Consider the following 6,156-nt stretch of genomic DNA (forward strand, 5'->3'; position numbering starts at 1 on the left):
CAGCTGGACGGCCTGACAACATTTGCCGATTACTTTTTTGACAACCTTATTACGGACTGGGTTGTGCAGAGCAAAATCAATCGCGCCTACGATGGTTGTGTGGATGTATTGAACCAGGTTTCACAAATTGTCAATCAACTGCAAACAGCCGATTCCTCTTTAACCATCAAATACAAAGCGACCAAAAAAGAATTGACTGATTATTTGGTACAAGCTTAAGTAATCAATTTTATTATTTTTACATTCACTTGAATGTAAAAATATGGTTCAATACGAAATAAGAGTTACTGGAAGAGTTCAGGGAGTAGGTTTTCGCTATTACGTGCAGCAACAGGCCAAATTACTAAATGTTACCGGCTGGGTGCGCAATACGTTCGATGGTGGAGTGATGGTTGTGGCACAAGGCCCCGAACCAGCTGTTAAAACATTGATCGATTACCTCTGGGTTGGTCCTCCCCTCTCGCTTGTAAAAAGTGTTCACCATGCCGAACTTCAGGCTATTGAAACGTATACCGACTTTGAAGTCAGATATTAATATTTCAGCTTATTTGCAAAACTAAACCACAAAAAATTGGAAAAACTTAACTACCATATGAGCCCGGAGCAGTTTCGGGAAGAAGGCAAAAAAATTATCGACTGGATTGCTGATTATTACGAACAGATCGAAGATTATCCGGTACTTTCGCAAGTAAAACCCGGCGACATTATTAACTCATTACCGGAGGCAGCACCACTGCAAGGTGAAAGTATTGATGATATGATTAAAGATCTGGATGAAAAGATTATGCCGGGAATTACACACTGGCAATCGCCCAACTTTTTTGCTTATTTTAATGCCAACACTTCTTTTCCCTCAATTTTAGGAGATTTAGTGTCTTCTGGACTTGGCGTTCAGGGAATGTTATGGGCAACCAGTCCGGCAGCAACCGAAGTGGAAACCCGGGTGCTCGACTGGCTGGCCGATATGATGAACATGCCCGAACAATTTCGGTCAACCTCGTCTGGTGGTGGTGTTATTCAGGATACCGCATCAACAGCAGCTTTAACGGCAATTATCGCAGCACGTGAAAGAGTCACAGGCTTTAAAACAAACGAAGATGGACTGGATACAAAGCTGGTGGCTTACGTCTCGTCGCAAACGCACTCATCGGTAGAAAAAGGAATTAAAATCGCAGGAATCGGGCGGGCAAATTTGAGACTGATCGACGTTGATGAGAACTGCTCGATGCGGATCGACCTGCTCGAGCAACAAATACAACAAGACCGCGCCAACGGATTAATTCCATTTTTTGTTTGCGGAACTATTGGGACAACCTCATCAACTGCAATCGATCCACTGCCGGAAATTGGAAAGATATGCAAACAGGAAATTTGTTGGTTCCATATTGATGCTGCATCTCTGGGAACAGCCATGCTTTGTCCGGAATTCCGACATTTAGCAAACGGCGTTGAATTGGCCGACAGCTACAGTTTTAATCCGCACAAATGGATGTTTACGAATTTCGACTGTAATGTTTTTTGGGTAGCCAACCGAAATGAACTAATCAATACTTTTTCCATTCTTCCGGAATATTTGCGGAACAAAGCCACAGAATCGGGCGAAGTGTTTGATTACCGCGACTGGCATATTCAGTTGGGCCGACGTTTCAGAGCACTAAAACTGTGGTTTGTAATCCGCCACTACGGCGTTGAAGGACTTCAGTATCTTATTCGAGAACATGTTCGATTGGCCAACGAATTTGAAAACTGGGTAAAAGATTCGGAAAACTTTGAAATAGTTGTTCCGACAACAATGAATATGGTTTGCTTCCGCCACAAATCGGACGATGCGTTCAACCTGAAACTGATGAACACCATCAATGAAGCCGGAAAGATCTTTTTCACCCATACGAAATTAAACGGGCAAGTCGTACTACGCTTAAATATCGGGCAAACGCACATCGAAGAAAAGCACGTTAAAAATGCCTGGAAGATAATTCAGGAAACTGCTAAAAAGTTAGAATCGAATACGTAAAAATTACTTCTGCACTTCCTTTTTATAAAACTTACACACTTCGGTTAATCCGCATTTCTCACACTTGGGTTTACGGGCCAAACATGTGTAACGTCCGTGCAGAATCAGCCAGTGGTGAGCTTTGGGCACCAGTTCTTCAGGAATGTATTTCATTAACTGCATCTCGGTCGCCAAAGGTGTTTTTGCATTAGTGCTTAATCCAATACGAGCTGCAACCCTAAAAACATGGGTATCAACAGCCAGCGCCGGTTTATTATAAACGACAGATGCAATTACATTTGCCGTTTTTCGGCCAACACCGGGAAGTTTTTGCAGGTCGTCAACATCGCTCGGAACTTCTCCATCAAACAACTCAATAAGTTTTTGCGCCATCCCAACCAGGTGTTTCGCCTTATTATTCGGATACGAGCAGCTTCTTATGTAATCAAAAACTTCTGCCGGCTCCACTTCTGCCATTTTGTAGGGTGTCGGAAAACGTTTCAATAACTCGGGAGTAATTTGATTCACCCGTTTATCCGTGCATTGAGCCGATAAAATTACTGCAACAATCAACTCAAACGGATTCCCGTAATCGAGCTCTGTTTCGGCAATTGGCATTGATTTTTCAAAATAATCTATTATGTATTCAAAGAGTTCTTTTTTTCTCATTTTCTATTTTTTTTCAAAAATAAATGATTTTTTTTCTCAAATCGTGTAACAAAAATAAAACTGTGCAGTCCTATTTAATGAATTGCTTAAGCATCGTTTCTCCTCCTTACAAGAAATGGTTTTAAGTAATAATTAAACAGCAAAATAAAAAGCCGGTTCATGCCGGCTTTTTCCGTTTCAATGGTTATTAATACTAAGCAGTGAATAAAAAATGCCCAGAAAATTCCACTTCACCTAAAAATCAAGCAGATAAATTCTATTTTTGTTGAAATTGTGAAGGAGGAATCGTTGTGAAGAGAAGAATTTACGTTGTTGTGGTGATAGTAGGGTTGGCAATTCTGGCTTTCAAATTACAATCGTTTGTAGGAACAGAAAAGGCAGAAGGACAAGCCACGCAGGAGGTTGCCATTGTGGAGCCCGAGTATAATCCTATTGTTGAAATTGAGAATACAGTTACACTTTTCGATAGTTTACTCGAACAAAATTTAAAAGAATCGGGAACTGTTGGAGCGGCAGCAGTAATTACCTACAAAGGAAAAATTGCGCTGGTGAAATGTTTTGGCGTTCGAAAAGCCGGAGAGAAAAATCCGGTGAACGAAAATACTGTTTTTCGCCTGGCTTCGGTTTCAAAATCGGTAACCGGAGTTTTAGCAGGAATTCTTGATGAAGAAAATATTGTAAAACTCGACGACCGCATTGTTGACTACCTCCCCGATTTTAAACTAAAAAATCCGGAATACACGAACCAACTTACCGTTCGTCATTTACTGAGCCACACCTCGGGTTTGATTCCACACGCATACGATTTAATGGTAGAAGACAAAGTTCCGCTGGAAAAGATTATTGAGCGCTTAGACCAGGTGGATTTGACTGCTGCTCCCGGGCAAAATTATGGCTACCAAAATGTGGTTTACAGTATTTACGATCCGATTACCTGTGCAAAAACACAGAAAACTTTTGAGTCGGTGATTAAAGAAAAACTGTTTCAACCGTTTGGGATGGCCGATGCTTCGGTGAATTTTGAAGATTTTAAAAACAACAATAACAAAGCCTATCCGCATTACAATCGCGGGCACAATCATTACAGTCCAATGCGTCTTAACGACCGTTATTACACAACTGCTCCGGCAGCCGGTGTTAACGCCAGTATTTCGGATCTTGGCCAATTTTTGTGCACTTTAACCGACGACAATTCGGAGCTATTCGATACAAAAGCACGTCAAACTGTTTTTACTCCTCAGGTAAATTCGCCATTAAACCGCTCCTATTTCAGAAGCTGGGGCCACGATGTAAAATCAAAACGTTATGGCATCGGCTGGAGAATTGTAGATTACAAAGGTCGCGAAATTGCCTATCACGGAGGATATGTTTTGGGTTATAAAGCTGAAATTGCCATTTGCGACCAGGAAGATATCGGTATTGCAATTTTGAGCAATTCGCCAAACAGTGCCACAGCCAAAAACATTCCTACTTTCCTGAATATGTTGTTTGATTACAAAGACAGCGTGGCCATACAAGAAGAACAAAAAGACGATTCTTCGCAAAACAAATCGTAAATCATGAAACCATTTTTACAAGCTGAAAACCTCTCGAAACGTTGGGGAGAGTTAATGCTTTTCGAAAATATTTCCTTCACTGTTTTTGAAGGAGCAAAAGTTGCGCTTATTGCAAAAAACGGAACAGGAAAATCTTCCCTGCTCGATCTTCTGGCCGGAAAAGAATCGCCTGACGAGGGAGTGATCACACTCACTAACGATGTTAAAATGGGCTACTTCGAGCAGATACCTGACTTGAATCCAACTAACACGGTTATTGAAGAGGTTTTTGAAAGCGACAACGAAAAGATAAAAACGGTAAAAGCTTTCGAGCTGGCCGTGGCCCACAACAAACAGGATGAGATTACTGCTATTTCGGCCAAAATGGACGAGCTGAATGCATGGGCCATTGAAGTGGAAATTAAGCAGATCCTGACAGAGCTGAAGATCAATTTCCTGGAGCAAAAAGTTGCAGAACTTTCCGGAGGGCAGCAAAAACGACTGGCACTGGCAAAAGTGCTGATCAACCAACCCGACTTGCTGATTCTTGACGAGCCTACCAACCACCTTGATCTGGAAATGATTGAATGGCTGGAAGCTTATCTCGGAAAAACAAAATCGACTTTGTTGATGGTAACCCACGACCGCTATTTTCTTGATCGTGTCTGTAACGAGATCATCGAAATGGAGGACAACCAGATTTACCGTTACCAGGGCAATTACTCGTACTTTTTAGAAAAGCGCGACGAACGTATTGCCATGCAACAGGCCAGCATTTCCAAAGCCAAAAACCTAATGCGCACCGAAATTGAGTGGATGCGCCGCATGCCTAAAGCACGCAGCCACAAAGCAAAATACCGTGTTGATGCCTTTCAGGACCTAAAAGAAAAAGCCTCACAGAATATTCGCGAAGATAAAGTGGAAATGAGCGTGAAATCGGCACGTTTGGGTAAAAAGATTGTCGAGTTGGAGCATGTTTCAAAATCATTTCCCGGTGTTAAACTGATCGAGGATTTTTCGTATAAATTTCAACGTTTCGAGAAGGTTGGAATTGTGGGTAAAAACGGTACCGGAAAATCAACTTTTCTGAACCTGTTAACCCAATCATTAACACCCGATTCGGGTTCCATTGAAATTGGTCAGACGATAAAATTTGGCTACTACCGTCAGGAAGGAATTGCTTTCGATCCGCAGGAAAAAGTAATTGAAGCGGTGCAGAAAATTGCCGAGTTCATTCATTTTGAGGATGGAACGAAAATGAGCGCCACACAAATGCTGACACATTTTCTTTTTCCGCCCGAAACACAATACAATTACATTGAAAAGTTGAGTGGTGGCGAGCAACGTCGCTTGTATTTGTGCACGGTGCTGATGCAAAATCCGAATTTCCTGATTCTTGATGAGCCAACCAACGACCTGGATATTATGACACTGAACGTGTTGGAAGATTACCTTCAGTCGTTTGCGGGTTGTGTGGTAGTGGTTTCACACGATCGCTTCTTTATGGATAAAATTGTGGATCACCTTTTTGTTTTTGAAGGCGAAGGAGTAATTACTGACTTCCCGGGTAATTATACCGTTTATCGTAACAAAGTGGAAGAAGAGGAGCAACAAAAGGCAAAAGTAGAAGCCAAAAAGAAAGCCGAAGCAAAAGCAAAATCGGAAGCTGCGGCAAAACCTTCTCAACCGCAAACAAAAAAGAAATTATCGTTTAAGGAAAAACGTGAGTTTGAGCAGCTGGAAAACGAAATTCCGGAACTGGAAGAGCAAATAGGCGAATTGGAAGAATTACTCAATTCAGGTAATCTTAACCACGATGAATTATACGAAAAATCGTTGCAATTAGACGACATGAAATCGCAGCTCGACGAAAAAGAATTACGTTGGCTGGAATTAAGCGAGTTGGGGTAAAAACTTATGGCTTAAATATCCTCGAACTCTACGTTGGTGTAGTCTTTA

The 6,156-nt window shown here is 41.7% G+C and carries 5 protein-coding genes and 1 pseudogene; 5 read left to right on the forward strand and 1 reads right to left on the reverse strand.

The features are described from left to right. The 3 genes and pseudogenes from ABZB17_RS19295 to ABZB17_RS19305 all read left to right on the forward strand — a co-directional run. Window positions 1-219: pseudogene (locus ABZB17_RS19295) on the forward strand (hypothetical protein); the annotation flags it as partial. 43 nt (window positions 220-262) lie between these two features. Beyond that, the gene (locus ABZB17_RS19300) at window positions 263-535 is read left to right on the forward strand and encodes an acylphosphatase (RefSeq protein ID WP_372652670.1); all 273 of its coding nucleotides are present in this window, start codon (window positions 263-265) and stop codon (window positions 533-535) included. A 36-nt stretch (window positions 536-571) separates the two neighbouring features. After that, the gene (locus tag ABZB17_RS19305; protein WP_372652672.1) at window positions 572-2,014 is read left to right on the forward strand and encodes a pyridoxal-dependent decarboxylase; all 1,443 of its coding nucleotides are present in this window, start codon (window positions 572-574) and stop codon (window positions 2,012-2,014) included. Between the two features lie 3 nt (window positions 2,015-2,017). On the opposite strand, the gene nth is transcribed toward ABZB17_RS19305, so the two are convergent. Further along, a complete protein-coding gene (gene nth / locus ABZB17_RS19310) occupies window positions 2,018-2,662 on the reverse strand; it encodes an endonuclease III (protein WP_319480027.1) in 645 nt (214 codons plus the stop codon). A gap of 290 nt (window positions 2,663-2,952) precedes the next feature. On the opposite strand from nth, the gene ABZB17_RS19315 reads away from it, so the two are divergent. After that, entirely contained in the window at window positions 2,953-4,218 is a 1,266-nt protein-coding gene (locus ABZB17_RS19315) for a serine hydrolase domain-containing protein (protein ID WP_372652674.1), read from the forward strand. A gap of 3 nt (window positions 4,219-4,221) precedes the next feature. Further along, a complete protein-coding gene (locus ABZB17_RS19320; protein WP_372652677.1) occupies window positions 4,222-6,108 on the forward strand; it encodes an ABC-F family ATP-binding cassette domain-containing protein in 1,887 nt (628 codons plus the stop codon). The last annotated feature ends 48 nt before the right edge of the window (window positions 6,109-6,156 follow it).

The organism is Draconibacterium sp. (genome assembly GCF_041583095.1).
Lineage (GTDB): Bacteria > Bacteroidota > Bacteroidia > Bacteroidales > Prolixibacteraceae > Draconibacterium.